At 69.5% G+C, this 24,466-nt stretch carries 20 protein-coding genes; 8 read left to right on the top strand and 12 right to left on the bottom strand.

The annotated features are described in order from the left end of the window. Positions 1–33: 33 nt before the first annotated feature. From POL67_RS51455 to ftsE, 6 genes are all read right to left on the bottom strand, one after another. Complete coding sequence (locus tag POL67_RS51455) at positions 34–672, bottom strand: hypothetical protein (RefSeq protein ID WP_271930211.1); 639 nt, start codon at positions 670–672, stop codon at positions 34–36. Next, positions 669–3,470, bottom strand: coding sequence for a PEP/pyruvate-binding domain-containing protein (locus POL67_RS54040; protein ID WP_271930210.1), 2,802 nt, complete (start codon positions 3,468–3,470; stop codon positions 669–671). The genes POL67_RS51455 and POL67_RS54040 overlap by 4 nt, the downstream gene beginning before the upstream one ends. Before the next feature lie 35 nt (positions 3,471–3,505). Next, positions 3,506–4,414, bottom strand: coding sequence for an alpha/beta hydrolase (locus POL67_RS51445; RefSeq protein WP_271930208.1), 909 nt, complete (start codon positions 4,412–4,414; stop codon positions 3,506–3,508). A gap of 538 nt (positions 4,415–4,952) precedes the next feature. Then, positions 4,953–5,921: a murein hydrolase activator EnvC family protein gene (locus POL67_RS51440; RefSeq protein ID WP_271930205.1), complete on the bottom strand. Its 969-nt coding sequence runs from the start codon at positions 5,919–5,921 to the stop codon at positions 4,953–4,955. A gap of 1 nt (position 5,922) precedes the next feature. Beyond that, positions 5,923–6,813, bottom strand: a complete 891-nt coding sequence (locus POL67_RS51435; protein ID WP_271930201.1) for a cell division protein FtsX — start codon at positions 6,811–6,813, stop codon at positions 5,923–5,925. A gap of 15 nt (positions 6,814–6,828) precedes the next feature. Then, positions 6,829–7,617, bottom strand: coding sequence for a cell division ATP-binding protein FtsE (gene ftsE / locus POL67_RS51430; RefSeq protein ID WP_271930198.1), 789 nt, complete (start codon positions 7,615–7,617; stop codon positions 6,829–6,831). 62 nt (positions 7,618–7,679) lie between these two features. Here ftsE and POL67_RS51425 point away from each other — a divergent pair, with 62 nt between their 5' ends. The 4 genes from POL67_RS51425 to POL67_RS51410 are packed head-to-tail and all read left to right on the top strand — an operon-like array spanning position 7,680 to position 13,436. Beyond that, positions 7,680–8,573, top strand: a complete 894-nt coding sequence (locus POL67_RS51425; protein ID WP_271930195.1) for a methionyl-tRNA formyltransferase — start codon at positions 7,680–7,682, stop codon at positions 8,571–8,573. A gap of 41 nt (positions 8,574–8,614) precedes the next feature. Next, positions 8,615–9,910 carry a hypothetical protein gene (locus tag POL67_RS51420; protein ID WP_271930193.1) on the top strand — a complete coding sequence of 432 codons (1,296 nt, stop codon included), beginning with the start codon at positions 8,615–8,617 and terminating at the stop codon, positions 9,908–9,910. Then, entirely contained in the window at positions 9,907–12,921 is a 3,015-nt protein-coding gene (locus POL67_RS51415) for a BamA/TamA family outer membrane protein (RefSeq protein WP_271930191.1), read from the top strand. Before POL67_RS51420 ends, POL67_RS51415 begins: the two co-directional genes overlap by 4 nt. A gap of 53 nt (positions 12,922–12,974) precedes the next feature. Further along, positions 12,975–13,436 (top strand): hypothetical protein, encoded by a 462-nt coding sequence (locus POL67_RS51410; protein WP_271930188.1) that lies wholly within the window; start codon positions 12,975–12,977, stop codon positions 13,434–13,436. 69 nt (positions 13,437–13,505) lie between these two features. On the opposite strand, the gene POL67_RS51405 is transcribed toward POL67_RS51410, so the two are convergent. Then, positions 13,506–13,670 carry a hypothetical protein gene (locus POL67_RS51405; protein ID WP_271930187.1) on the bottom strand — a complete coding sequence of 55 codons (165 nt, stop codon included), beginning with the start codon at positions 13,668–13,670 and terminating at the stop codon, positions 13,506–13,508. Positions 13,671–13,818: 148 nt separating this feature from the next. Continuing rightward, a complete protein-coding gene (locus tag POL67_RS51400) occupies positions 13,819–14,073 on the bottom strand; it encodes a hypothetical protein (RefSeq protein WP_136933470.1) in 255 nt (84 codons plus the stop codon). Between the two features lie 286 nt (positions 14,074–14,359). On the opposite strand from POL67_RS51400, the gene POL67_RS51395 reads away from it, so the two are divergent. Beyond that, positions 14,360–14,941, top strand: coding sequence for a thymidine kinase (locus POL67_RS51395; RefSeq protein WP_136965069.1), 582 nt, complete (start codon positions 14,360–14,362; stop codon positions 14,939–14,941). Here POL67_RS51395 and POL67_RS51390 read toward each other — a convergent pair. Both POL67_RS51390 and POL67_RS51385 read right to left on the bottom strand, forming a co-directional pair. Then, positions 14,938–16,218 carry a penicillin-binding transpeptidase domain-containing protein gene (locus POL67_RS51390; RefSeq protein ID WP_271930183.1) on the bottom strand — a complete coding sequence of 427 codons (1,281 nt, stop codon included), beginning with the start codon at positions 16,216–16,218 and terminating at the stop codon, positions 14,938–14,940. The two genes, POL67_RS51395 and POL67_RS51390, sit on opposite strands and share 4 nt — an antisense overlap. Positions 16,219–16,282: 64 nt before the next feature. Continuing rightward, on the bottom strand, positions 16,283–18,142 hold the full coding sequence (locus tag POL67_RS51385) for a porin (protein ID WP_271930180.1): 1,860 nt from the start codon (positions 18,140–18,142) through the stop codon (positions 16,283–16,285). Between the two features lie 114 nt (positions 18,143–18,256). Between POL67_RS51385 and POL67_RS51380 the strand changes: the two genes are divergently transcribed. Continuing rightward, complete coding sequence (locus tag POL67_RS51380; protein WP_271930177.1) at positions 18,257–19,354, top strand: PhoH family protein; 1,098 nt, start codon at positions 18,257–18,259, stop codon at positions 19,352–19,354. Next, on the top strand, positions 19,351–21,378 hold the full coding sequence (locus POL67_RS51375; RefSeq protein WP_271930174.1) for an HD family phosphohydrolase: 2,028 nt from the start codon (positions 19,351–19,353) through the stop codon (positions 21,376–21,378). Before POL67_RS51380 ends, POL67_RS51375 begins: the two co-directional genes overlap by 4 nt. A gap of 9 nt (positions 21,379–21,387) precedes the next feature. Here POL67_RS51375 and POL67_RS51370 read toward each other — a convergent pair whose 3' ends face one another. Together POL67_RS51370 and POL67_RS51365 are read right to left on the bottom strand one after the other, a co-directional pair. Next, the gene (locus POL67_RS51370) at positions 21,388–21,978 is read right to left on the bottom strand and encodes a hypothetical protein (protein ID WP_271930170.1); all 591 of its coding nucleotides are present in this window, start codon (positions 21,976–21,978) and stop codon (positions 21,388–21,390) included. A gap of 64 nt (positions 21,979–22,042) precedes the next feature. Beyond that, positions 22,043–22,804, bottom strand: coding sequence for a Bax inhibitor-1/YccA family protein (locus POL67_RS51365; protein WP_271930168.1), 762 nt, complete (start codon positions 22,802–22,804; stop codon positions 22,043–22,045). 171 nt (positions 22,805–22,975) lie between these two features. Between POL67_RS51365 and POL67_RS51360 the strand changes: the two genes are divergently transcribed. Beyond that, positions 22,976–24,337, top strand: a complete 1,362-nt coding sequence (locus POL67_RS51360; protein ID WP_271930166.1) for a PQQ-dependent sugar dehydrogenase — start codon at positions 22,976–22,978, stop codon at positions 24,335–24,337. Positions 24,338–24,466 lie beyond the last annotated feature (129 nt).

Below are 24,466 nucleotides of genomic sequence, written 5' to 3'. Positions count from 1 at the left end.
CGGACGGCATGGAACTTCTGCCGAAAAGAAACCCTACCGGCCGTCCGCCGCCGCGTCGCCCGGACCCGCGTCCCCAAAACTCCCGGAATCCCCCGGCGAACCAGCGTCCGACGTCGTCTCCTTGGCCTGCGCAGGCGCAGCCGGCGCGCCGAGCGGGGCGAGCTTGCCTTCAGCGTCGGGTGGCCACGCGAAGCGCTGCACGTCGCCCGTGGCGCGGTCGACGAGCGCGACGAACGCCGTCCGCGGGCTGTCGGCCATGCGCACCTTGAGGCGCGTCGAGACGTTCGTGAAATCCGGGCCCCGCAGCGGGTCGCGGCGCCGATTCTTCGGATCGCGATCGAGCATCGGTACGTCGAAGCGGATCCGATCGAGCAGCTCCTTGCCGACCCAGAACTCGACCGCGAACCGGCCCATCATGCGCAGTGTGGGCGTCGGCGTGTCCACGAGAACCGAAGAGACGCGCGGGAGCGAGGCCTTGCCGCCGTGGATCGAGATGTCGAAGACCCACTGCTTCTTCGACGCGTTGCCCGGCGGATCCGGGGCAAAACCGCCCTTGGGAGGCGCGGGCGCGGCGGGCGCCTTCGCGCGGGAAGGCTCGGCGAGCGAGAGCGCAGCGGCAGCGCCGAGGGCAGCGCCGAGACCGAGCGCGAAGAAGAGGCGGCGGTGCTTCACGTGTCCTTGGACCTGACATCGTCGCCAAAGATTTCAATCGTCCCGCGATCACCGTCGACGCGGACGCGATCGCCGGTGCGAATCGCCACGGTCGCGCCCGGGACGTTGACGACGGCAGGGACGCCGTACTCACGCGCGACGATCGCCGCATGCGAGAGCGGGCCGCCGAGCTCGGTGACGACCGCGGCGGCGACGAGGAAGAGCGGCGAAAGGCCGACGTCCGTCGTGCGCGTGATGAGGACCTCGCCGACGCTGACGGCGTCGAGGCCGCCGGTGCCGGGCGAGAGGACACGCGCGCGGCCCTCGACGACGCCACTCGAAGCAGGCAGGCCGACGAGGCGACGGCCAAACGCCGGCGGGAGTTGTACGGGCGGCGGGCGGCCGATGAAGGTGGGCGGAGGATCGGGGCGCTGCGCGTCGCGCAGGTGCTCGGCGTGGCGCAGGCGCGCGACGTGGCCGATCTCGGCGCGGCCGCTGCGGAGCGCGAGGATGAGCTCGTCGTAGGTGCAGAAAAAGACGGCGCCCGTGGGCAAGGAGGGGTCGATGCGACGGAGGCGTCGATCGACGTCGAGCGCGATGGTGCGGAGCATGCCGAGCACACGCGTAACCCACATGCGCATGCGCTCGCGGAGGCGGGTGAAGCGCTGCGCGCGCGTGACGAGGGCGCGGACGGCGTAGAGCGTGGCCGGGCCGATGCGCGTTTCGAGCTGGGCCATCTCGCGATCGGCGAGGGCACGGGCACGGGCGAGGGCGCGGTCGGGGTCGCTGTCAGGCGCGCGGAGTGCGGCGACGAGCATGGCGAGGACCGCGGCGGGATCCTCGCGCCAGCGCGGCGTCTCGAGCTCGGCTTCGCGGACGGCGCGATCGCCGAAGGTGTCGAGGAAAGCTTCGAGCTCGCGACGCGTGGGTCCGTCGGGAAGATCGTTCAGCGCGCGGACCTTGCCCGCGAGGAGGCGTTCGCGGGCCTCGGGTTCTTCGCGCGCGCGCACGGCGATGCGGGCGAGGGCGACGCCGGGGCCCGCGCTTTCGAGCTCGCGGACGCCGCCGACGAGGGCGTGCGCGAGGGACGCGCCGGTCGAGAGGGACCGGGGCATGAGCGGGTCCATCGCGAGCGCGTCGTCGTCATCGTCCCGCGCGGAGGAGCGGCGCGCGGCGACGCGGTCGAGGAGGCGCGCGAGCGCGAGGTGGCTCGCGAGGGAGGCCGACGCGCACGAGAGCATCAACGTGCCGGTGCGATCGAGCAGCGCGCTCGCGGTGCGCAGCGTGGTGGCGAGCGCGTCGTCGGGCAGGAGGCCAAGGTCCATCTCGGCGAGGGAGCGGCGCGCGCGCTCGGCTTCGATCTCGTAACTCGCGACGTCGCGCTCGAGCCGCGCCTGGCTCGCGAGCACACGCGGGACCACGAGCGGCAGGCGCGCGAGAAAGCCTCGCTTCGAGACATCCTCGGTTTGTCGTTCGAGGAGCGCGATCGCGGCCTCGCCCGCGCCGCCCGAGGCTTGCAGGAGCGCGCGAGGCGAGAGGAGTGGGACCTGCGCGGCGATCTGCATGAACACCGTGAGGTTCAGGTAGAAACGCCCGTGCACGTTGGTGACGAGGTGCGCGCCGCGCGGGATGCGGCAACCGAGCGCGGCGAACGCCTCGCGGAACCCCTTCTCGCTGAAGCTCCGCGCGATCGACCACGTGAGCGGCGTGGCCGCGCCGGGCAAGGCCTCGCCGACGTTCGCGCGCGACCAGACCGTCTGCGCATCGCCGCCCTCGGGAAAACCCCCGCCGCCGATCGGGCGCACCTGCAAGAGGAGCACCTGATCCTTGCCCTCGGGCGTCCGCTCGACGGCGAACTCCACGTCGAAGGGCCCTGTGCCGCCTTGTTCGAGCCGGCTCGCGAGCTCGCCGAGCTGCCCGATCGCCTCGGCCGAGAGCGCGGCCTTCCTCGCGTGATCCTCGGGGATCGAGACCTCCTCGATGCCACGCGGGCCCACGACGAGCGCGCGCCGCTTCTCGGCGACGATCGTCGCGACCACGCCGCCCGCCTTCGAGAAGCGCACAGCGTCCGTCGGCATCGCGCCCTCCACGACGGGCGCGCCGAGCCCCAGCGTGACGTTGACGAGCCGCTCGTTTTCGCCCCAGTGCTCCCCTGCGAGCCCCGGCGGCGGCGCGGTGAAGAGCACGCCCGCGGCCTCGGCGCGCGCCATCACCTGCACGAGCACGGCCATGGCCACGTCACGCACGCCGTGATGCGCGAGGTACTCGATCGCGCGCGGCAAAAACGCGCTCGCCCACACCTGCTTGATCGCCGCGGCGAGCCCCTCGGGCCCACGCACGCCGAGCACCGTGGTCGCGAGCCCGGCGAAACTCGTATCTTCGCCGTCCTCGCACGTCGCGCTCGATCGCACGGCGAGCCCCCACGGCGCGCTTTCGCCAACGTCCGCCCAGAGTGCCTCGAGCGCGGCTTGCAGCGGCGCGGCGAGCTGGGAAGCCTGGATGCGATCGCGGGCGCGCGCGGCGCGATCGATCCCCGTGCGGCTGCCGGCGAGCTTGATCAGCGTGGGCAGGTCGTGGCCGCGCGGGAGCGTGGACTCGGCGAGCGCGTCGAAGTGATCGGCGGGCAGGACCCAGCCGCGCGGGACGGGCAGGCCCTCGCGAACGAGGCGCCCGAGGCTCGTGGCCTTGCCGCCGAAGCGCCGGGCATCGCCGCGCCTGCGGCTCCAGGCGAGCGCGAGCGGACGGAGGGTGTTCTCGTAGCCGCTCGGCGTGTCCGTGCCGCCGGGCGTTCTACCTGCTCGCGCCGAAGGGTCGACCACGCCGACGCCTTACCATGCTTTGTGCGCGGCGGCGCTCAGGGGGCGGGCCATCCGCGCAGGACACGCTCGTGCCAGAGGAGCATCTCGGCCCCGCCGGGCCCGCGATTCCAGGCGTAGTCGTGGGGCCCCGGCGTCACGACGAGCTGGTGCGGGACCTTGACGTCCGCGAGCGCCGCGGAGAGCGCACGCACGGCTGGCAGGAACGGATCTTGGTCGCTCGACACGAGCCGAAGCGCGAACGGCTGCCGATCCATCGCGGCGCGGGCGAGCTTGGCAAAGACCGGAGCCTCGTCCGGCTTCAACGCGGGCTGAAGCGCGCCGACCGCGCCAAAAATCTCCGGAAACGCGAACCCCACGAAGAGCGCGAGCCGCCCGCCCATGCTCACGCCGTCGATGCCCGTCGCCGCGCGATCCGAGGACGCTTTTGCTTCGGTGCGCACGCGCGGCAGGAGCACATCCGTCACGAACCGGCCGAAGGGCGCGGCGCCTTTCTCGGATCGATCCGCGACGACGGGCGTGTACGGACAAGCGACGACGAGCCCCTCGTACGGGTGTTTCGCGAGCGAGTCGTTCATCTGCGCGAGCCGTTCGGATCGGAAAAACCCTTCGAGATCGACACCCGTGAGCGGCGGCGCGGAGAGCCTTCGATCGATCCGATCGAGGCCGTAATCGTCCCGCCACGCAAACGCGCCGACCTCGAGCCCGCGCCCTGATTCCCCACGACCATGCAGCGCGACGAGGACGGGAAGCGGTCGCGCGGACGGCGGCGCGAGCACGAGCGCGCGCTGCTCGTCGGCGGGGAACGAGAGGTCTTTCCAGCGAAGCCCGTCCGCCGCAGGCGGCGGCGTCTGCTTGCGACAGGCGCCGAGCGAGAACGCGGCGAGGCCAAGGAGGGCGCGGCGGCGGGTGAAGGAGCTCGGGGGGGTGCCAGGGTCGGCAGTCATGGTGGCATCGTGAGCGCTCGCGTCGGTCCTGGGCATGCGAACACCCTCCCACGACCCTTCGAGCGGGTCCCTACCCTCCTCAAACACCCTCCCACCACCCCTTCGAGCGGGTCCTACCCTCCTCGAACACCCTCCCACCACCCCTTCGAGCGGGTCCTACCCTCCTCGAACACCCTCCCACGCCCCCTTCGAGCAGGTCCCTACCCTCCTCGAACACCCTCCCACCACCCCTTCGAGCAGGTCCCTACCCTCCTCGAACACCCTCCCACGTCCCCTTCGAGCGGGTCCCATCCCCCTCCAACACCTTTCCCAAGCCTCTCCCCGGCTGCCTCGACCCTCCTCGAACACCCTCCCACGCCCCCTTCGAGATGGTCCCATCCCCCTCCAACACCCTCCCACCACCCCTTCGAGCTGGATCGACAAGCTCCGCCGGACCCAGACAACGCACACGCGCGCAGGTCGACCCATCAGCAAGCACCGCCGAGCCCCACCCCGCGGCAGGTCGCAGGACCTGTACGGTCGCGTCGATCCCCAGGCTCTAGAGCCCGAGCCAGTCGCCGGGATCGAGCGCGCTCGCGCCGCGCCGGATCTCGAAATACACGGTATCGCCCTGCCCCGCGCTCGGCGCCGTCCCGACGCGCGCGCCCGCGGCCACGGGATCCCCGGCGCGGAGCTCGGTGCCGCCGAGGCTCGCGTACACGCTGTAGTAACGATCGCCGTGGTCGACGATCACGGTGAGCGCGTAGCTGTCGTACCGATCCGCGAACACCACGCGACCCGCGGCGACGCTGCGCACGGCCGCGCCGGGCTGCGTGAAGAGATCGACGCCGCTCACGCCGTGCTTCGAGGAGCGCCGCACCTCGGCGCGACCCGCGACCGGGAAGAGCAGGCGCCCCTTTTGCGCCTCGAACCCGAGGCGCGCGTCCGCGTCCCGAGGCCCGCTGTCGGCGCCATAAATCGCCACGTAGTCCGGGCGTGACGACGATTCGAAGGCCCGCGCGAACGCCGCTCTGCGCTCGTCTTCGGCTTCGAGCGCGCGCTTGGCCCGCATCATGGCCTCGCGCTGCAGGTCGAGCGGCGCGCGCTCGGCGCGGAGCCGGAGGATGCGGCCTTCGAGCTCGGTCCGGCGTTCGAGCAGCGCCTTCTCGTCGGCGATGTCGCGTTCGAGGGCACGGCGAACCCGCTCGACCCGCGCCGCATGATCGACGAGCGCGTCGAAGCCTTCCCCCACCGGCAAGAGGCCCGCGTGCACATGGCGGTAGTAGGCCCGACCGCGCGCCAGCATGCGCTTGCGCACGGTCTCGATGCGCGGGTCGATCCCCGCGAGCTCGGTCTCGACGGCGCGTTGCTCGTCGTCGATGTGCTTGAGCAGCCGCTCGAAATCGCTGACGGACGAGAGCGCGCTCGGCGCCTGGGTGGGCAGCGACTCCACGGGCGTGCCGCCCTGCGCCGCGCCCGAGACGAGCGCGAGCAGCACGAGCGGCAGGAACGACGAGCGGCGCTTCATGTCAGATCGCCGCCATCCGGCGCAGGCTCACGAGCGCCGTCGTCGCGCCGAGCGCGCCGCCGAGGAGCACGAGCCCGAGCGACACGGTCCAGGGCAAGAACGCAGGCGAGAGCCCGAGCAGGTTCGCGAGCTCGTGATCGAAGCGCCCGCGCACCAGGAAAAACAGCCCACCGAGCAGCGCGATCGCCGCCGCCGCGCCCGCCGCGCCCTGCATCGCGCCCTCGATCACGAAGGGACGGCGCACGAACTCGTTCGTCGCGCCGACGAGCTTCAAGACCTCGACCTCGGTCCGCCGGCGGCTGAGCAAGAGGCGCATGGTCGAGCTGATGACGCTGAAGACCGCGCACATCACGACCACCGCGAGCGCCGCGCTCGCCGACACGCCGCCGCCGAGAAGCGACGAGAGGCGCTCGGTCCAGCGCTGGTACGTCTCGACCGACTCCACCGCCGGCAGCGCCCGCAGCTTGAGCGCGATCGACTGGAGATCGGTCTCGCCGATGTCGTCCGTGAAGCCGAGCTCGAGCGAGGCCGGAAACGCGCTCGGCGGCAACGAGGCGAGCGCCGCGTCGGACTCGTCGACCACGATCTCGCGCCGCGCCTCCACGCTCGTCACGTGCCGCACGCGCTTGATCCCGGGCGTACGTTCGAGCGCGCGGACGAGCTCGTTCACGTCGGGATCGGCCACGCCGTCGCGCAGGTACACCGTCGCGCGCCCGGCCCGCGACCACCGATCTCGCACCGCCGAGAGGTTCGTCACCACGAGCAGCGAGGCCGCCAGGCATACGAACGCGACCGCGAGGGAGAAGATCGACTGCACGTGCACGCGCATGTCCCCTCGCCCGGGTCTCCAGGCCTTCATGGGCACTCGCACGCCGTACCGTTCGCTCGCCATGCGGTCACTCCCTCCCTACGCCACGAGGTTCATCGGGGCTTCTGCGCCGGCCGCGTCGAGCCCGTTCGGCGCGTCCGTCGCCTTGCCGGCGTCGAGCACCACCACGCGCCGCGGGCGCACATCGAGCAGCGTCCGATCGTGCGTCGCGAAGAGCACCGTGGCCCCGGTCTCGTGGATGTCCTCGAAGAGGCCGAGGATGTCGATCGCGAGCTGCGGGTCGAGGTTGCCCGTCGGCTCGTCCGCGAGGATGAGCGCCGGCTCGCCCACGATCGCCCGCGCGATCGCGACCCTTTGCTGCTCGCCGCCCGAGAGGCGCTTGGCCTGCTCGTCGCCGCGCCCCGCGAGCCCCACGCGTTCGAGCGCCTCGCCCACGCGGCTCCTCACGAGCCGCGGCGGCAGGCCCACGACTTCGAGGGCCACGGCGACGTTGTCGAACACGGTCCAGCTCGGCACGAGCTTGAAGTCCTGGAACACGTACCCGATGTTGCGGCGCAAGGCCGGGATCGACTCGTCCCGCAGGCGTCCCACGTCGCGGCCGAGGAAGAGGATCCGCCCGTCATCGACGCGCTCGGTGCGATGCACGAGGCGCAGGAGCGTGCTCTTGCCCGAGCCCGAGGGCCCCGTGATGAACACGAACTCTCCCCGCTCGATCGTGAGCGACATCCCCCGCAGGACGGGCTGGTCGGACCGGTAGGCCTTGTGCACGTCCTCGAACACCAGGATCGGCCGCCTCGCTGCAGCCGGGTCGAACCGATGTCCGGTCCGCAGGGCCGGGTGAAACGAAGGGCGCGGGGATGACGCCATGGGCGCGATTGCTACCAGGGCCCTACGGAGCGGGAAAATTTTTGGGGTAAGGGAGAGAGGACATGCCGCTCCGCATCGCGTTTTTTGGCCTGCCGCTCGCCGCGCTCCTGCTCGCGAAGGACGGGCACTCGATCGAGCTCTGCGCCCTCTGCCGCAAGGACGCGCTCGGCTCACACCGCGCGCGGCGCGTCTTCGGCGAGCGCGTCCTCGTCCGGCCCAAAGTGACCGATCGCGCGCTCGCTGACCGGGTCGAGCGCCTCGCGCCCGACCTCGTCGTGAGCTGGTTCTGGACCACACGCCTGCCCATGCGCCTCGTCGAGGCCGCCCGGCTCGGCGGCATCGGCGTCCACCCCTCGCTCCTGCCTCGCCATCGCGGCCCGGATCCGACGACGTGGGCGATCTTGAGCGGCGACGCGGTGACCGGCGTGTCCGTGCATCGCATCGCCGAGGCGTACGACACGGGCGCGATCCTCGATCAGGAAGAGCTCGCGATCGATCCACGCTGGACCGGCTGGGATCTCGCGCGCGCCCTCGATCGTCCCTCGCTCCGCGCGCTGCGTCGCACGTGCCAAAGGATCTCTCGGGGCGAGACGATCGCCGAGATCCCGCAAGACGAAACACGCGTCACGCACGCGCCTGCCCTCGGCGAGGACGAGCACGCGATCCGCTGGTCTTGGCCCACCGACCGCGTCCTCCGGCACATCCGCGCCCTCGCGCCCACGCCCGGGGCCTTCACCGAGATCGCGGGCGTGCTCGTCACCGTGCTCGAGGCCCGCAAAGCGCCTCGTTTTCCCGACGCGCTCGAGCCTGGAGAGGGGTACGCCGAGGGGGGCCACGCCGTGATTCGTACCGGGGATGGCGCGGTGATCCTGGTCCGGGGTGAGATCGACGGCGCGCCCGTGGAGGCGGAAGCCCTCGCCCGGCTCTTTCTTGCGCCGGAGCCTTTGCTAGGCTGACGCCGCGCTCCGCGACAGGCGCGCTTTCTTGGAGGAGGACCGTGGAACCCGCTCAGCTCGCAAAGACCGCGCGCGCATCCCTCGCCGAAGCGCTCGGTGCCCTGCAGAGTGCCGACGACGCGCCCGACGAGCTCCTCGAGGCCGCCGAGCCCATCGCGAAGACGATGGGCATCCTGCACAAGATCGAGCGCAGCAACGGCGCCATGCTCGACGGCCGCGACGTCGCCCTCAAGAACGTGCGCAAGGTCCTCGCGGACGTGCAGGCGCTCGACGTGGATCACCCGGCCGTCGACACGGTGCTCGAAGCCGTCGCCGCGTCGCTCGCGAAGGTGAACGCGCTCGCGAAGTACAAGGGAACCGGTGCGCCCGCGCCCGCCGCGCAGCCTGCGCCCCAACCCGTCGCGGAAGCTCCCAAGCCCGCTCCCGCGCAACCTCTGCAAGCCGCGGAAGCTCCCAAGCCCGCTCCCGCGCAACCTCTGCAAGCCGCGGAAGCTCCCAAGCCCGCTCCCGCGCAACCTCTGCAAGCCGCGGAAGCTCCCAAGCCCGCTCCCGCGCAACCTCTGCAAGCCGCGGAAGCTCCCAAGCCCGCTCCCGCGCAACCTCCGCAAGCCGCGGAAGCTCCCAAGCCCGTTCCCGCACAATCTCTGCAAGCCGCGGAAGCGCCCAAGCCCGTTCCCGCACAACCTGTCGCGGTCGAGCCTGCACCGCAGCCGGTCGAGATCATCAAGCCCGCGCCGGTCCTCCAGATCGTCACCGAGCCCGCGCCGCAGCCCGTCGCGGAGATCAAGCCCGCGCCGATCCTCACACCGCAGCCCGTCGTCGAGGTGAAGGCCACGCCCGCGCCGCAGCCCGTCGCGCCCGCCCCGCAGCCCACGCCTGCGCCCGCGCCCGTGAAGGCCAAGGAGCCCGCGCCCACGCCCGCGCCTGCGAAGGCGCAGCCCACGCCCGCGCCCGCCAAGGCCACGCCTGCCCCCGCGTCCGTGAAGGCCAAGGAGCCCGCGCCTCCGCCCGGCACGCGCACCGTCGACGTCGAGCTCGGCACGCACAGCTCTTCGAACTTCTACAAGGGCCTCTCCGGCAACGACGTCATCGAGCACGGCGGCATCTTCGTCTCGACCTACCGCATCCCGAAGCTCGGCGCCGAGGTGCAGCTCCGGGTCCTGCTCCCCGGCGACTACGAGTTCTACGCGCGCGCCATCGTGCAGTGGACGCGCGAGTCGAGCGGCTCCTCCGAGCCCGGTTTCGGCGCTCGATTCACCCAGATCGGCAACGAGGGCAGGCAGCTCGTCTACCGCTACGCGCGGAACCGCGAGCCCATGTTCTACGACGACCTGTGAAAGCTTTTTTCGCGCGCCGCGCGGCCCTCGTAGGCGCCGCGCTCTCCTTGGCCCTCGCCGTGCCGCGCACCGCAGAGGCCGTCGGAGACCCGGATCTCGACTGGCAAACCATCGAGACAGCGCACTTCCGCGTGCATCACCCGACCACGCTCACGCCGCTCGCCGAGCGCGTGGCGCGCCTCTCGGAGGCGATCCACGAGCGCCTCACCGTCGCGCTCGGCAACCGCCCGCGCAGCATCACCGAGGTCGTGATCACCGACGACGTCGACTCGGCGAACGGCTCGGCCACGGCGCTGCCCTTCAACACGGTCCGCCTCTATGCGACCGCGCCCGAGGACCTCTCGCCGCTCGGCGACTACGACGACTGGCTGCTCGACCTCATCACGCACGAGCACACGCACATCCTGCACCTCGACAACATCTCGGGGCTGCCGGCGATCGCCAACGCGATCCTCGGCAAGAGCTACGCGCCGAACCAGGTGCAGCCGCGGTGGATCATCGAGGGCCTCGCGACGGTGTACGAGTCGCGCGAGTCGAGCGCGGGCCGCATGCGCTCGGCGCTCTTCGACATGTTCCTGCGCGCCGACGTGCTCGACGACAACATCGCCCGGCTCGATCAGATGTCGTCGACCTCGATGCGCTGGCCACAGGGCAACATCTGGTACCTCTACGGCTCGCGATTCCTCGGCTGGATCACCGACGTCTACGGCGGGCACACGATGACGGCCGTGGCCGCGGACTACGGCCAAAACGTCATCCCCTGGGGCATCAACCGCTCGATGCGCCGCGCCACCGGCCGGACGTACGAGGAGCTTTTCGAAGGCTTCAAGGATCACCTTCGCCTCAAGTACGCCGCGCAGGTGCGCGCCATCGAGGCCAAAGGCCTGCGCGAAGGCGTGCGCCTCACGCACCACGGCCGAAACGTCCTCTACCCGCGGTTCGTCCCGCGAAACGCCCGCGCCACGGACGCCGACGAGCTCGTCTACTACCGCGACGACTACAACGTCCGCGAGGGCATCTACCGCGCGCGGTTCAAACCCCGCCACGACGCGTTCGAAGAGGACGCGAAGCTCGTCGCGCGCACCCGCGGCACGTCGCCCTCGGCGTTCTCGCCCGCCGGGGATCACTTCCACCAGAGCAACGGCCCCTTCAAGATCGTCTACCGCCGCGACGACCTCTACCGCGTCGAGAACGGCAAGACGGCCCCCCGCGGCGACGAAGCCGCGCGCCATCGCCTCACCACGGGCCTGCGCGCCGGCGCGCCCGACATCAGCCCCGACGGTCGTCGCATCACGTTCACCGTCAACACGAAGGGCACGACCTTCCTCCAGATCGCCGACCTCGACCCCGAGGGCCATATCCAGAACCGCCGCGACCTCGTCCCGAGCGCGCGCTTCGAACAGGCCTACACGCCGCGCTTCTCGCCCGACGGCCGCTCCATCGCCTACAGCGCATGGACCACGGGCGGCTACCGCGACATCCGCGTCGTCGACGTCGCCACCGGCTCCTTCGAGAACATCACGCACGACCGCGCCATCGAGGCGAACCCCACCTGGTCGAGCGACGGCAAGACCCTCTACTTCTCCTCGGATCGCAGCGGCGTCCCGAACATCTACGCCTACGACGTCGCGAGCCGCGCGCTCAAGCAAGTCACGAACGTGCGCGTCGGCGCGCTCCAGCCCGCGGTGAGCCCCGACGACAAGACGCTCGTCTACGTCGGCTACACCTCGAAGGGCTACGACCTCTACGCGATGCCGCTCGACCCGGCGCGCTTCCTCGACGCGCCGCCTGCGCCGACCGATCGCCCCGATCCGCCGCCCGAACCCGAGCGTGTCCTCATGCGCAAGGTCCCGTACCGGGCGCTCTCCACGCTCGCGCCGCGCAACTACGGCGTCGCTTTTGGCCCCGGCAACTACAGCCAGAACGCGCTCACGCTCTCCACGTTCGGCGCCGACGTCGCGGGCTTTCACGAGTTCCAGGCGGAGATGATCGCCGACTTCGCCGCGCCCGCGCCGCGCGTGAACCTCGACTACTCCTACCGCAGGCTCCCCGTCGATCTCGGCATCCGCTTCTATTACGCCGTCTCCCCGCGCTACCAGGGCTACCGCAGCAACGGCCGCGACGTCCCCTACGACGAGCGCGGCATCGGCCTCTCGTCGAGCATGGTCTACCGCATGCCGGGCGAGTTCACCGATCAGAGCGTGAGCTTCTCCTACTCGTTCACCGGCTTCCGCGGCGACCTCCCCGGACAAACCCAGCCCGACCCCTACGCCACGCGCACGCGCCTCCCCGTCGGCGGCACGATCGGCACCGTCCGCGCCGCGTACTCCTTCTCCAACGTCGAAGGCTCGCTCGACTCCGCCGGCTCGATCCGCGGCTACTCCATGCGCCTCGCCGTCGAGTACGCGGGCCCCGTGACGGGCAGCGACTTCACCCTGCAGACCGCCGAAACCTCCATCGCGGGCTACATCCCCATGCCCTGGCGTGGCCTCCACACGCTCGCCTTGCGCGTCGCGGGTGGCATCGCCGCGGGCAGCTACCCGCGCGACGGCTTCTTCTTCGTCGGCGGCTACGACCTCGACAACGTCAGCCTCGTCGACACCGTCACGACGGGCATCTACGACGGCTCCTTCGTCCTTCGCGGGTATGCGCCTGGCAGCGCGTCGGGCCGCGCGTACGTCCTTTCGAACGCCGAGTACCGCTTCCCGATCGTCAAACCCGACTGGGGTTTGTCCACGCTCCCCTTCTTCATCCGCCGCCTCGACGGCAACGTCTTCGTCGACTACGGCGGCGCGTTCGACAAGCTCACGCGCGACGACGTCTCGTTCCTCTCGAACGGCGCGCTCATCGACGCGCCCAAGCTCCACACCTCGGTCGGCGCCGAGCTCTGGCTCGGCCTCTCGCTCGGCTACTACCTCAACACGCAGCTCCGCCTCGGCTACGCCTATGGCTTCAGCGGGAAGGCGATCCCCGGCGGCCAGGCGTACTTCGTCGCTTCGAGCGCGTTCTGACGAGAAAGGCCAAGAACTTGCCCCGATCCTCGTGCAAGGCGTCTCTTCGGCACGTGCGCCGCCCCCTCGCCCTCCTTCTCCTCGCGCTCGCCCCGCTCGGCTGCGTCATGCCCAATACGCCGACGGACAAACTCATGGACGCCGCGTACGACCACAACACGGCGCTGCGTTTCGGCCGCATGGACCTCGCGCGCGAGCACGTCGCGGTGAAGGCGCGCGACGCATGGGCGAAGCGTCATGCGTCCTGGGGCGACCGCGTGCGCGTCCTGGATCTCGAGCTTGCGGACGTCCGCATGAAGACCCGCGACGAAGCCGAGGTGCGCGTGCGTGTCGAGTGGCAACGCCCCGACGAAGCCGAGCTCCGCACCACCGAGCTCGTCCAGAAGTGGCGCAACGCGAGCGGCTGGCACGTCGACACAGAGGAGTGCGCCTCGGGCGACACGGCGCTCCTCGATCGTCCCGCGGACACGGACACGCCCAAGGGCGAACCCGGCAGCGCAAGGGACGGTTTGTAAAACCTTTGAGGCCCTCGCCTCATCCACCCCTCTCCCGCGAGGGAGAGGGGCAGGGGGTGAAGGAGTCGTTCAGCTAGCAGCCGCAGGCGCCGCAGCGGCCTTGCGCGACTTCTTCGGCGCTGCGGTCTCCTGCGTGGTCTGCTCGACCTTCGGGGCCTTGGCGCGTGCCTTCTTCTTCGCCTGTGCCTTGCGGCGCCTCATCTTGATTGAGCTGCGGCGATCACGGTAACCCATCGCGTGTGACTCCTCGGGGGATGCGTCTTGGGGCCTTTGCGCAGCTACGGCTGCGGAAGCCCCGTCGTTCGGTCTGAAAAACGGGCGGCAAATCTGCCCAAGAAGGGACCCGCCCGCAAGGATTTGGGTAGCGATCGAGGTGGGCTCGTCAGCTCCCGCCGACCGCTCCGTCGAGGGCGACCTCACGGCCGCGGACCTCGAGGCGATACCGGGAGTTCACCGTCTCGATGTAGAAAACTTCCCGCCCCGCGAGCCGGAGGACCCGCTTGACCGGCGTCGTCACGTATTCGTGCATCCCGTCGGAAAACTCGATCACGACGACGGAGCCTTTCCGCGGAGCACGTACCAGTCGACCGACGACGGCGCGGGAGCCACGGCCGAGCTTGCGGAGCACAACTTGCACAGCAGCCATCCTAGCATGCACTCGCGAGACGGGCACAAGCTGCACAAAGGCGGCGCCTGATTTCCGCGCGTCCGTCCAGCGCGCGTCTTTGCAAATCCGCCAACGACGCGACGCATGCTTCGCCTCGGGAGGGTTTTCATCGAGCGACGAGGCTCCCACAAACCTCCGAAATTCCCCGAGATCCTGGCCATTCCGATGCGCGTCATGCGCGGGGCTCGGGGACACGTCTCCCCATGCCTGCCGTTTCCCCTTGCCTCTTTCCGCCGTCCGCGGTCTGTCTCCGCCCGTGCGCGGGGTACCTGCTCGTCCGACCGGGTCCGTCGAAGTCATCACGGGCTCGATGTTCAGTGGAAAAACCGAGGAACTTATCCGGCGCATCAAGCGCGCCATCCTCGCTCGCCAGCGCGTGCAGGCGTTCAAGCCTCGCATCGACGATCGGTACGACGCACACCGCATCGTCAGCCACGAGGCCGTGAGCGTCGAGGCCGTCGCCGTCGGCACGAGCGCGAGCATCGAGGAGCGCGTCCTCGACGAGACCGACGTCGTCGCCATCGACGAGGCGCAGTTCTTCGATCGAGGCATCATCGAGGTCTGCGACAAACTCGCCAATCGTGGCTTGCGTGTCATCGCGGCCGGCCTCGACCAGGACTACCTCGGCCGCCCCTTCCCCCCGATGCCCGAGCTCATGGCCATCGCCGAGGAGGTCACGAAGGTGCACGCCGTCTGCGCCGTCTGCGGCGGCCCTGCGAGCCGCTCGCAGCGGCTCATCCCCAAGGCCACCACGGTGCTCGTCGGCGGCGCCGAGAGCTATGAGGCGCGCTGCCGCGGCTGCTTCGAGGCACGCGACGTGCCCCGCACCGAGTTTTAGTCGCGCCGCGCCACGGACCCGGAATCGAACGGGCTCCGCACGCCGGGCGCGTTTTTGTCCGCGAAGTACACGCGCAGCATGTCGGAGGCCACGTGTGTCGCCTTCACGCGCCATTTCGCGCCGTTCGCCACGAGCACCGACAGCGCGACCTCGGGTTTGTCGCTCGGCGCGAAGCCCACCCACCACGTGTAGAACGGGCCCTCGGCCGTCGGCTTCGTCAGCGTGCCGGTCTTCCCCGCGATGCGAATGTCCGGCAGGTAGGCCCTGCCCGCTCGGTCGTGGAACGACTTGTAGCTCGTCCCCGAGTCGACGGTCTCTTCCATCATCGACGTGATCGCCCGGGCCGTCTGCTCGCTCATCACGCGCTTGAGGGGCATGCGGACCGTGGGACCCTTGTAGATCTCGCCGTCCTCGTCCTTCACGTTCGACACGATCGACAGGCGCACCATCTCGCCGCCGTTCGCGATCGTCGTCGCCAGGTTCGCGCCCTGGAACGGCGAGAGCGTCGTGTTCCAGAAGCCCGCGGCCGTGCGGGCGAAGCCGAGGTCGTCTTCGGGCAGCGTGATCGTGCTCTGCGCGAGCTTCACGTCGAACGGGATGTCCTGCCCCCAGCCGAGCTTCTGCGCCGTCCCTTCGAGCTCGTTGCGATCGAGGTTCTTGGCCGCGAGCCGCGCGAACACCGTGTTCAAGCTGCGGCCCATCGCCTGCGCGAGCGTGGCGCACCACTTGTCGCGCTTCTTGTTGTCGATCATGTCCTTCGCGGTGATCGCGTGCTCGCCGCCCGAGTAACACTGCTTCGTGTTCGGCCCGAGCCCGGCGTGCTCCACGAGCGCCGTCGCAGTCACGATCTTGAACACGCTCGCCGAAGGCGCCGTCGCCTCCGCCGCGACGTCGTGCATCGCGCCTTGATCCACGTAGCTCGCCCACGCGAGCACCCGACCCGTCTTGATGTCGGTCATCACGACGGCGCCCTCGGGCACGTGCCCGCTGCGCAAGAGCGCCACCGCAGCGCGCTGGTACTTCGGCACCACCGTGAGCTCGGCCCTGCGATTGCCGTGGGCCGGGGCGATCGCGATGTTTCCGCGATCGTCGATCCGCGTCAGGTCGATGTCCGTCAGGGGGGGTGGCGTCACCTCCCGCGTGACGACGGGCCCTCCGTTCGTTTCGATTTTGCTTTTTGCGAGGAGGCCCGCGAGCTCCACGTCATGCTTGCGCAGCATGGGGAGCGTGACGGCGACGAGGCCCACGGCGGCACCGATGGCGATCCACTGACGCATTGGCTCCTCGGGCCTTAACGCGCGGCGTGGGGCTGGGCCAAAATTGTTGTACGACCGGTCCGCCTCAGAAGTTCACGGCCGCGCGCGCGCCGAGCTCGTGCATCCACGCCGCGGATCGCGCGGGATTCTCCGCATCCCCCAGCAAATTCCCCGGCACGAGCGCGAGGTTCTCCCCCGCGCCGCTCCCCGGCGTGTGGTAGGCGAGCCAGTTCACCGACACCCGGACGAACCGCGTGTGCCAGTACGTCGCGCCGAGGCCGAGCTGCACAACGGAGATCTTCGACGTCCGCCCGGGCGCGCCCGGCGTCGCCGCATCGTAGTCGCCCCCGCGCGCAGCGCCGTCGTATCGCGCCTGTACACCCGCCACGATCGCCATCACCTCGAGGCCGCGCCGATCGTCGTAGCTCTTTTTGGGCGTCGCGCCGGACAGATCGAGCCTGGGTGGCCGGGAAAAACCCGGTTCGCCGTTCACGAACGCATCCCCGATCGGCCACGCCGAGGCATGCACATACCAGCCCACGCCCTCGACATTCCCGAGCCGCGCGGTGTGTTCGAACGCGAGCCCGTCGATCGCCTCGCGCGTCCCGTTGTCGACCCAGTACGCCTCGGCGCGCAGCTCGTACCGATCGATCGGCACGCGGAGCTCGCCGCCGATGCGGTTTTGCGCGCCCGACGGCAGCACCCGCATGAGCCTGCCGCGCGTGTCGAGGTACCGCGGATCCCACAATGCGAACCCCTGCGCCGTCGTGATCGCCGGATAGTCGTACGCGACGAACGCCGGGTCGCGCGCGCCCCGTTGCATGCTCACGCCGATGTGCGCGCGAGAGAAGGATTTCGACAAACCCGAAGGCGCGTCCTCCTTCGCGACCGGCGTGCCCCGGGCGAACGGGCGCACCACGATGCGGCCGATGAAATCGGGGTAGCTGTCGACCTGCGGTCGATTCGGTCCGTCACCAACGAAGAGGCCGAGCTCGTAGCTCAGGGTTTGCGCCTCGTTGATGTCGCCCCAGATCGTCATGCCGATTTCCTTGCCGTTCGGCTGGACGAACGCTCGAATCGGCAGCACGCGCTCCATCCACGGGTGCTGATCGTTGCCCGTGCGGTTCTCCAGGGAAAACGGCGCCTGGTGTTGCCCGAGCATCACGTGAAACTGACGGAGGAGCGTGTAGTCGATGTACACGTTCGCGAGCTGCGCCGCCGGCCCGACGGACTGCGGCGGCGCGAAGCGCGTCCACGCCTGGAGCGGCGCTTGTCCGGGCGGCAACGTGGGTGGCTGCACGTCGCCCATCGGGTTCGTTATGGGCTGCCCGCCAAAATCCACCCCGACCAGGGCAAACCATCGACGGAAGAGGTCAGCGGCGAGCTCGATACGAGCACGGCGGGCAAAAAAACGAGGCGCGAGCAGCGCGCCGCCCTCCTCGGCGGGCAGGTCGGCTGCGCCCCCACCGAGGAAGGAATGGAAATCGAGGTGCAGGCGGCCCCGGACATACACGCGGATGTCGTCCGAGGGATCTCGAAGAAAAATTCCGCCTTGAAAACCGGCCAGCGCCATCCGCGGCTCCGTGCGTGTCGGCACGTCGACCTCGATCGGAAACGGCTGCACGGGCGCGGGCGGCGGCGTGATCGCAGGTGGTGTTTTGCCGGCGGGCGGCGGCGGCGGAGGGCCGGGCGGTGGAATCAACGCGTTCGGCCGCACGAGGGGCCGCGGCACGATCCCCGTGGGCTTGGGCGCCGCCGGATCAACCTGGGTTTTTCCTTCCCCTGCTGGCTTGGGGCCAGGACCCGGCGGCGCCGGCGGGACTTGCGCGAGCGCCGGCGGGACAGAAAAAACACACGCGAGCGCGCCGGAGAGCACCGCCTTGGCTATGCTCCCGCGGAGGCCTCCCTCGAGGCGCTTCGTGTCCCGGCTTTTCCTATGCAGCATTCGCGAATGTTTCCGGCTTCGCGCCCGACAGGCGGGCACGACGCTCGCATGCGACGCGCGGACGGTCAAGCCACGCGCGGTCGGGGTCGCACGGAGGAAGCGACGGTTCCAACCATGAGCAGCAGCACGCCCATTCGGATCACGGCAGACGTCGAGGTGCTCGACAACGCCACGCTCGTCTCGCTCGCCGGTCCTGCGAGTGAACACTTGAAGTCCGTGGCGAGGACCCTCGGCATCGACGCGAGCCTGCGGGGCAACATCATTCGCCTCGCCGGCGACGCTGACGCAGTCGCGCTCGCCGAGCGATTCCTCGCCGAGGCGGCCCAGCTCCTGCGCGGCGGCGCCGTGCTCGACGCGCAAGATTATGTGCGCGCCGTGCAAGCCCTCCACGACGACCCCGCGCTCACGCTGCGCGAGCTCTTCGAAGACGTCGTGCTCGTGACTGCGCGGCGCAGGCCCGTCACCGCCAAGACGATCGCGCAAAAGCGATACATTCAGGCGATCCGTACGCACGACATGACGTTCGGCATAGGACCGGCCGGTACGGGCAAGACGTACCTCGCCATGGCCATGGCGGTACACGCGCTCCTCGAACGGCGGGTGAAACGCATCATCCTCACGCGGCCCGCCGTCGAAGCGGGCGAGCGGCTCGGGTTTCTGCCGGGCGACCTCGCCGAGAAAGTAAACCCGTACCTCCGTCCGCTCTATGATGCTTTGCACGACATGATGGATGCCGACAAAGCCTCCGGACTCGTCTCGCGCGGGCAGATCGAGGTCGCGCCGCTCGCGTTCATGCGTGGCCGCACGCTGAACGATTCCTTCGTCATCCTCGACGAAGCGCAGAACGCGACGAGTGATCAGATGCGCATGTTCCTGACCCGCCTCGGCTACTCGTCACGCGCGGTCGTCACGGGCGACGTCACGCAGGTCGATCTGCCGCACGGCGCCCGCAGCGGCCTCGCCGAAGCGCGGGAGCTGCTCGCGGGGATCGACGGCATCGCGATATGTCACTTCACCGAGGTCGACGTGGTCCGCCATCCGCTCGTGCAACGCATCATCGTCGCCTACGAGAAACGTGATCAGGAGGTCGCGGCCCGGCGCGCAGAAAAAGAACGCGAGCGGGATCGACGCGACGGACCGGCCGCGGCGCAATCGACCCCGGCGAACCCCGATGCCGCGGACGAACCTCGCGAAAAAGGGGCGGCCTCGTGAGCCTTTTCCTCGACGGGGCAAACGACGCTGCCCGGAGCTCGACGCGATACGGCCGCGACGCGCTGACCACGATGAACCTCATCGAAGCGCGCCTCATGTCGGACGCGCGCCTCTCCGATCGCACCGTCGTCCGGCCGCATCCTTTGCTCGTCACGGTGCGGAGCGACAGGCTCTTCGCGGTGCTCGCGCCCGGCTCGCTCTGGGACCGCGGCCGCGAAGTGCTCCGCCCCTTCGCGCACAAGCTCGCTTCGGGCGAGGCCATGCTCGTCCTCGTCGGCAGCCCCGCCATCAGCGACGTCGCGGGCGCTTTGAACCGCGGCCTCGGCGCGCTCGTCAGCCCCGATCCGAGCGCCGACGAACTCTACGTCGCCATCCACAACGTCTGCGAGCTACTCGAGTCGAAGGCCCGCGCCGAGGCGCGCGGCAAATGGCTGAACCGCTATCGTTACGAGCTCGGCGAGCTCATCGAGATTGCCAAGGCCATCACCACCGAGCGCGAGCTCGACAAACTGCTCTCGCTCATCCTGGAGAAGAGCCGCTTCATCACGGGCGCCGACGCCGGCAGCATCTACGTCGTCGAAGGCGACGACCCGGATCCGCTGCGCCGCACCCTGCGCTTCAAGCTCTCGCAAAACGACTCCGTCCCCTTCGACGCGCGCGAGTTCACGCTGCCCGTGAGCCCCCGATCGATGTCGGGGTACGTCGCGCTCCACAAACGCCCGATCAACATCGCGGACGTCTACGACCTGCCCGCGGTATCGCCGTACGGCTTCGATCGATCGTTCGACGCGAAGATCGGCTATCGCACGAAGTCGATGTTGTGCATGCCGCTGCTCTCGCGCAAAGGCGAGGTCATCGGCGTCATCCAGCTCATCAACAAGAAGCGGGCGGCCGACCGCAAGCTGCTTTCCGAGGAGGACGTCGAAGACCAGGTCGTCCCCTTCGACGCGCGCAGCGAAGAGCTCGTCGGCACGCTCGGATCGCAGGCCGGCATCGCGCTGGAAAACGCGGTCCTTTATACCGAGATCCACCACATGCTCGAAGGTTTCGTGCGCGCCAGCGTCGAGGCCATCGAGCAGCGAGATCCCACGACGAGTGGTCACTCGCGCCGCGTCGCGCTCCTCACGGTGGGGCTCGCGCGCGCGCTCGAGCGCGACAAGGCCGGCCCCTATCGCGGCGTCACGTGGACGAAGGACGATCTGCGCGAGCTCGAGTACGCCTCGCTGCTGCACGATTTCGGCAAGATCGGCGTCCGCGAGCAGGTCCTCGTGAAGGCGAAGAAGCTCTATCCCCACGAGCTCGCCATCATCCGCCATCGCATCGAGATCGCATCGCGCTCGTACGAGGTGGAGATCCTCGAACGCAAGCTCCGGCTCGTGCAACGCGGCGCGCGCGCCGACGAGCTCGCCGCGCTCGATCAGGAGTTATCGGCGCGCAAGGCCGAGCTCGAGGCCGCGTATACGGCCATCGTCGCCGCGAACGAGCCCTCGGTCCTCAAAGGCGGCGATTTCGCGCGCATCGAGGCCATCGCGCGCGAGACGTTCACCGACTTCTCGGGCGACGTCGTGCCGCTCCTGCGCGCCGAAGAAGTCGCGTGTTTGTCGGTGGCGCGTGGGTCCCTCACGCCCGCGGAGATCGAAGAAATCCGCAACCACGTGGTCCACACCTACCAGTTCCTTTCACAGATCCCCTGGGGCAAACAGTTCCGCCGCGTCGCCGTCATCGCCGGCTCGCATCACGAGCGCCTCAACGGCACGGGGTATCCACACCGGCTGCGCGCCGAGGAAATCCCGCTGCAATCCAAGATGATGAGCGTCAGCGACATCTTCGACGCGCTCACCGCGAGCGACCGGCCCTACAAGAAGGCCGTGCCCGTCGACCGCGCGCTCGACATCCTCGGCTTCGAGGTCAAAGACCAGCACGTCGACGCCGACCTCGTGCGCGTCTTCATCGAAGCGAAGGTGTGGACCGTGCTCGAACAGCCCGGCGCGCCGCACTCGGCCCTCGCGGCGTCTTCGCGATAACGCGCGCCGCTAGTCCTTCTTCTTCAGCTCGATTTCGGCCTCGCGCACGACCGACGCATCCCCGCTCGCCACGCGGATGCGCCCGACGATCTTGTCATCTTTGCGCTTGCCCTGGACGATGCCGAACATCGCTTCTTTCGCAACCGCGTCGTCCGGGAAGAACGTCGCGCGCACCTCGTCGCCTTCGACTTTGCCGCTCAGCGCCGCGGCGCCGAGCGCGCCCGAGGTTTTTCCTTTCAGCTCCCCGTCCGGGCCGATGGTGATGGAGAGCGTCCCCGGACCCATCGCCATCTTGCCGTCGTCCTTCGTGCGGACTTTGTCCTTCACTTTGGGCGGCATCTCCACCTCGCCCTTCTTTGCGTCGTAGCGGCCTTCCCACGTCCCCACGAGCCCAGGCGGCTCGGCGGGCGCAGCGGCCGAAGCGCTCGGGCTCGGCGCGGCGGCGCTCGGCGCGACGTCAGCGGTTTTTCCGGACGGAACGGCCGGCGCGGCGGCGATGGATGGGGCGGGCGGCGCTCCCCCCTCGTTCCCGCTTTTTTCACAAGCGACGAGGGAAAGGCAGGCGATCAAGGAGAGGGCCGTGGAAACGCAGTGTCGCATCGGGGATTCGGCGCCCGCGGAGTGGCGCGGGCGCCGAGGTGCTTCGCGCGTCTCCTGCCGCGTGTCAATCTCCGCGGCGCGACGAGAGGATGCGCAGGAGGGCGATGAAGATGTTCAGGAAGTCCAAATAGAGCTGGATCGCGGCGCCCACCGCGTCGTCTTCCCCGGCCTGGAGCAAGCGCGACGTATCGTAGAGGACGTATGCGCCGAAGAGCAGCACGGACACGCTCGCGATGGCGAGGCCGAAGGCCGCGCTACCCAGGAAGATGTTCAGCAGGCCCGCGCCGATGACCACAAAGAGGCCCATCGTGAGCGCGCCGCCGAGGAACGAAAAATCCTTCTTCGTGGTGAGCGCGTACGCCGTGAGTCCACCGAAACCACCCACGGAGAGCAAGAACGCGTCGCGAATAGGCGACGAGGAGAGCGTCTTGCCGATCCCCGCGGCGAGCGTCGCGTAGAAGAGCGACGGCGCGAGGACCACGCCGACCACGGTCGCCATACCAAAAAGCGCGACCACGTTGATGCCCTTCACGTGGCGCACCATCGAAGCGCCGAAGACGGCGCCAAGCATGACGAGCATGCCGATGATGTAGTGCTGCCCGAAGAACGCGACGAGCGGCGGAACGGCCACGCGCGAACCGCCGACGCTGACGAACGCCTGCGAAGCGGAAAGACCTCCGCGGAGGGCCAAAAGCGCGCCGATGGCGGAAAACACGACGCTCGCCGTGAAGAGGCCGTAGACGCGTTTCAGGAAAGCTACGCGGCTCGCGCCACGGGTGAGGCCCTGCGCGCCCCACGGTTGCTCCCTGTAGTCCCACGAGTTCATGCTGTTCACTCCCTGGATGATGTGCGGGTGAAGGACCGGCCTCGGCGAAACGTAGTCATCCGCCGCGATGTCGCAATGTTTCGTCCCGATGGCTGCTTCCCGCGAAGGCCGTCCGCCGCCATTTCCAGCGAGGGGATCGACGTCACGGGTAGATCCGCGTACGTTGCGGACATGGATTTCTTGAAGTCGAACGGGACCAGGTTTGCATTTCTCTTCTTTGTCGGCGCGGCCACCACCGCGCTGTCGGCCGTCGGCTGCGGCGACGACGGCAAGGGCGGCAGCGGAGGCACGGGCGGCACCGGCGGTGACGGGGGCGCGGGCGCGGCCGGCGGAATGGGCGGTATGGGCGGCATGGGCGGCGACGGCGGCATGGGCGGCGCGGGCGGCAACGGCGGCGGCATGCAGGTATGCGCGCCCGGCACGGCTGAGCCCTTGCCCAAGCTAAAGCTCACCGAGCTCGTGACGGGCCTCGACCGCCCCACCTACGTGACGGGCGCGCCGGGCGATACCAGCCGCCTCTTCTTGCTGGAGAAGCCGGGCCGCATCCGCATCGTGAACGGCGGCAATCTCGTGCAGGAGCCCTTCCTCGACATCAGCGCGATCGTCGAGGGGCAGGCCAATGAGCGCGGCTTGCTCGGCCTCGCGTTCCATCCGGACTACGCCCAGAATGGCCGATTCTTCGTCTACTACACGCAGAAGGCGAACCCGAACGGCGCGATCGCCATCGCCGAGTACGCGCGCGGCGCCTCGCCCGACGTGGCGGTCCAGGGTTCGGGCAAGGTGATTCTCACCATCCCGCACCCGGGCTACAGCAACCACAACGGCGGCATGCTCGCGTTCGGGCCCGACGGTTACCTCTACGTGGGCACGGGCGACGGCGGTGGCGGCGGCGATCCGGACGACAACGGGCAGGACATCAACGCCAAGCTCGGCAAGATCCTCCGCATCGATGTCGATAAGTACCCGACGGCGCCGCCGGGAAACCTCCCGGACGGCGACAAAGACATCTGGGACTGGGGCATGCGCAACCCCTGGCGCTTCAGCTTCGATCGATGCACCGGCGATCTCTACATCGCCGACGTCGGCCAGAACGTGGTCGAAGAAATCAACGTCGAGCCGGTGGGTGAAGGCAACAAGAACTATGGCTGGAACACCATGGAAGGCACGTACTGCTACGACCCGGCAGCCAACTGCGACAAGACGGGCCTCACCTTGCCGGTCACGGAGTACCTCCATGCAAGCCCCTTCGGCGACTGCTCGGTGACGGGCGGATACGTCTACCGCGGGGCGAAGATGCCGGGGCTCGTCGGGACGTACCTCTACGCCGACTATTGCTCGAAGCGCTTCTACACGCTCGCGTGGTCGAAGGGCAACGTCATCGCCGAAGGGGAGATCACGGCCGATCTCGAAAGCACGGCGCTGAGCGCGGGCATCACTTCGTTCGGCGAGGACACTGCCGGCGAGCTCTACGTCATCGTGGACAACAGCCAGGGCGGGACACCCGGCAAGCTGTACCGCATCGATCCGGAGTGACATCGACGCGCCCTCCCTCGGGGGGCGCTCCCGCGTCGATACGCGCGCCTCTTCATCTCTCTACATCTCGTCGACATCTCCTCTTCATCTCGATCGTCGCACCATCGCGACTTCGGCGGAGCCGGGCTC

Origin of the sequence: Polyangium mundeleinium, from assembly GCF_028369105.1 — a bacterium.
In the GTDB taxonomy this organism is placed as follows: domain Bacteria; phylum Myxococcota_A; class Polyangia; order Polyangiales; family Polyangiaceae; genus Polyangium; species Polyangium mundeleinium.
The sequence above is the reverse complement of the archived record's forward strand: the minus strand, read 5'-3'. Positions and strand labels throughout refer to the sequence as shown.

What these genes read in the sequence shown, in the direction of transcription:
- POL67_RS51390 (WP_271930183.1), bottom strand. Translation starts at nt 16,218, where the DNA reads ATGCGTCAGTGGATCGCCATCGGTGCCGCCGTGGGCCTCGTCGCCGTC.
- POL67_RS51360 (WP_271930166.1), top strand. Translation starts at nt 22,976, where the DNA reads ATGGATTTCTTGAAGTCGAACGGGACCAGGTTTGCATTTCTCTTCTTT.
- POL67_RS51370 (WP_271930170.1), bottom strand. Translation starts at nt 21,978, where the DNA reads ATGCGACACTGCGTTTCCACGGCCCTCTCCTTGATCGCCTGCCTTTCC.
- POL67_RS51440 (WP_271930205.1), bottom strand. Translation starts at nt 5,921, where the DNA reads ATGAAGCGCCGCTCGTCGTTCCTGCCGCTCGTGCTGCTCGCGCTCGTC.
- POL67_RS51445 (WP_271930208.1), bottom strand. Translation starts at nt 4,414, where the DNA reads ATGACTGCCGACCCTGGCACCCCCCCGAGCTCCTTCACCCGCCGCCGC.
- POL67_RS51435 (WP_271930201.1), bottom strand. Translation starts at nt 6,813, where the DNA reads ATGGCGAGCGAACGGTACGGCGTGCGAGTGCCCATGAAGGCCTGGAGA.
- POL67_RS51380 (WP_271930177.1), top strand. Translation starts at nt 18,257, where the DNA reads ATGAGCAGCAGCACGCCCATTCGGATCACGGCAGACGTCGAGGTGCTC.
- POL67_RS51385 (WP_271930180.1), bottom strand. Translation starts at nt 18,142, where the DNA reads ATGCTGCATAGGAAAAGCCGGGACACGAAGCGCCTCGAGGGAGGCCTC.
- POL67_RS51405 (WP_271930187.1), bottom strand. Translation starts at nt 13,670, where the DNA reads ATGGGTTACCGTGATCGCCGCAGCTCAATCAAGATGAGGCGCCGCAAG.
- ftsE (WP_271930198.1), bottom strand. Translation starts at nt 7,617, where the DNA reads ATGGCGTCATCCCCGCGCCCTTCGTTTCACCCGGCCCTGCGGACCGGA.
- POL67_RS51425 (WP_271930195.1), top strand. Translation starts at nt 7,680, where the DNA reads ATGCCGCTCCGCATCGCGTTTTTTGGCCTGCCGCTCGCCGCGCTCCTG.
- POL67_RS51365 (WP_271930168.1), bottom strand. Translation starts at nt 22,804, where the DNA reads ATGAACTCGTGGGACTACAGGGAGCAACCGTGGGGCGCGCAGGGCCTC.